The sequence below is a fragment of the Rheinheimera baltica DSM 14885 genome, assembly GCF_000425345.1.
Classification (GTDB): Bacteria; Pseudomonadota; Gammaproteobacteria; order Enterobacterales; family Alteromonadaceae; genus Alishewanella; species Alishewanella baltica.
On record NZ_AUDG01000111.1, the window covers coordinates 1 to 2,323 of the forward strand.

Genomic DNA, 2,323 nt, shown 5'->3' on the forward strand with positions numbered 1-2,323 from the left:
GTGAATATATAACTGAAGAGCCGGATGCGGTAATTCCGCACGTCCGGATCTGTGTGGGGGCGGCTCAGTAATGGGTCGTTCTACCACGATTGTGAGCCCATGAAAAGAATTTTATGTTCTATTGCTATATTTTTATTGTTAGTCGGTGCGGTCTATCTAGGATTCGTACAATTAGATAAAAAGTTTATGGCAAGTCAGCTCAGTGAATGTGAAGAAATTGTTGAATTTTTAAAACATTACAAAATAGAAAAAGGAATATATCCCGATGTTGGTTCGGAAAAAGTAATTGTAAAATCTAATAGGTGTAAATATCATCCTGATAAAGAATTAGAGAGCTTTATACTAATTGTTGATGGTGCTGTTTTTACAAAGCATGCTTATATTTATCAAGCAAATGGCTGGGTTTATACAAACTAAATCACATAACAATTTGTTCCAGCACGACCCAAAATGCGTCGCTTGTCTGTGTACTCGCTGCGCTCATTATCACACAGCCAATCGCCACTTTTTGGTCGGCTGAACAAGGCGTTAGCCGACAAAATGAAAATTCGAGATAAAATTTATAAAAGATATTATCAGTTGGCAAAGTCATATCTGCGGACTTCAGACATCGAAGCGGATACATTTGCCAGTGCTATTTCTAATAATCATTCCTTATTGGGTGGTTTCTGCCATTTTTGTTTAAGCCCACAGGCGAGATCGGTAGATGTTAATGCTGCAATCATTAAAAGATGGTTATCTTCAGTGACGGAACTTCTTGAAATTGCCAGCATTATCAACATTAAAGCAATTGAACCAGGATCTGTTCAATCTATGGGTGAGCTAGCGATCAAAAATATATATGACGTTACAACGACAATAGGTATTAGCTATTGTCACCTTGATACTTCAGAGGCTTCAGAGCTTGCAAATTGTCTGAGTCGGTCCGCAAGCCCTGCGTTCGCATATTATCAAACATGCATGTCTCCAGAACATCACACGTTAAAAAGTCATGCAGCAATGCTAAAAACCTTTATTAATTGTTGCTTGATTTATGCAGCCGCGGCAAATGTATTGTTTTTTAAAAATAATGTCGGCTAACAATCGCCATCAAAAACGCGCCCGTTGGGCGCTCGACTCGCAACACGTTGCTCGCGTTTGTGGCGGGCGTTAGCTTGAAGTTGTGTTGCGATATTTTTTACAAAGGAGTGGTGAATGAATGTTAAAAAAGATATTGGCTTAATATTTACAGGATTTGTGTCTTTATTCTTTAGTTTTGTTTGTTTGGCAAACGAAAAATCTTACACCACTTTAGAACAGTCAAATCTAAAGAAAGCTATATATTGCATGGAGATATTGGAAAGCAGAAACGACCTTAAACCATCTCAAAGGATTGATATTCTGCGTGATGAATGTTACTCAGAAAGCTTTCTTGAACATTCACCTCATATAAGCGGTGGCAGAGATGGGCTATTTGAATTATTTCTAGGTCGATACAAAGAGTTTCCTGAGCTTTCTATGGCTATTAAGCGAAGCGCATCTGACGGAGATCTAGTTTGGTTACACCTGCATGTTAAGCGCACACCAGACACTCTGGGCGCCGCTTTGATTCATATCTTCCGCATGCAAGATGGCATGATAGTAGAGCATTGGGGGGTTGGTCAGCCAGTTCCTGAAAAACCTAAAAACAATAACTCTATGTTTTAATTTATTTTGTAAATTTTTAAATTGCACGGCTGGCGCTGGTTGTTGCACGGTTCGCTAACAATGCGCGGCACTCGCGGCCTGCGGCTGCTGCGACGTAAAACCGCAGGCGGTTTTACGCGCGTGCGCTAATCGTTAGCCTAAAGGAGTTGCTTTGCTAATCATCGCGTCAATGCTACTTGTGCTATGTGGGTTTGTTCACTCAATCCTTGGCGAAAAGTACATACTGATACGTCTATTTAAAAGAGACAACTTGCCACATCTTTTAGGAAGTGATCAGTTTACAAAAGGCACCCTTCGATTTGCATGGCATATAACAAGTTTAGCTTGGTTCGGTTTTGCAATACTTCTGGTGTTAATGCCAGAATCAGCTCCGTTGCTTCTGACCGTCAGCGTTGTGTTTGCCCTTAGTGGAGTATTTTCAGCCTATTACACAAAAGGAAAACATTTATCATGGCTAGTTTTTTTCGTAATTAGCGGGTTAACGCTGGCGAGTGCGGTTAATGGCTAACAAACGCCAGCACACCGCGCCTGCGGCGCTGGACGAAACCTCCCCCAATAAAGTAGACGCCTATCAAAACGATGAGGTAGGCAAAAAATGGCTAAGATACTCAGTGATCAGAGGGTTGTAGAATATAGC

Annotated in this window: 5 protein-coding genes; all 5 read left to right on the plus strand. The window is 40.9% G+C overall.

Translation table 11 applies throughout. The features are described from left to right. Positions 1 to 99: 99 nt before the first annotated feature. The 5 genes from H595_RS0119450 to H595_RS24735 all read left to right on the plus strand — a co-directional run bounded on the left by H595_RS0119450 (position 100) and on the right by H595_RS24735 (position 2,315). Positions 100 to 417, plus strand: coding sequence for a hypothetical protein (locus tag H595_RS0119450; protein ID WP_027672635.1), 318 nt, complete (start codon positions 100 to 102; stop codon positions 415 to 417). 123 nt (positions 418 to 540) lie between these two features. Next, on the plus strand, positions 541 to 1,080 hold the full coding sequence (locus tag H595_RS0119455) for a hypothetical protein (RefSeq protein WP_156886036.1): 540 nt from the start codon (positions 541 to 543) through the stop codon (positions 1,078 to 1,080). 114 nt (positions 1,081 to 1,194) lie between these two features. After that, the gene (locus H595_RS23645; RefSeq protein ID WP_051220000.1) at positions 1,195 to 1,686 is read left to right on the plus strand and encodes a nuclear transport factor 2 family protein; all 492 of its coding nucleotides are present in this window, start codon (positions 1,195 to 1,197) and stop codon (positions 1,684 to 1,686) included. A gap of 250 nt (positions 1,687 to 1,936) precedes the next feature. Further along, positions 1,937 to 2,194 (plus strand): hypothetical protein, encoded by a 258-nt coding sequence (locus H595_RS0119465; RefSeq protein WP_240474954.1) that lies wholly within the window; start codon positions 1,937 to 1,939, stop codon positions 2,192 to 2,194. Next, positions 2,187 to 2,315, plus strand: coding sequence for a hypothetical protein (locus tag H595_RS24735; protein ID WP_276202276.1), 129 nt, complete (start codon positions 2,187 to 2,189; stop codon positions 2,313 to 2,315). The genes H595_RS0119465 and H595_RS24735 overlap by 8 nt, the downstream gene beginning before the upstream one ends. Positions 2,316 to 2,323: the final 8 nt, after the last annotated feature.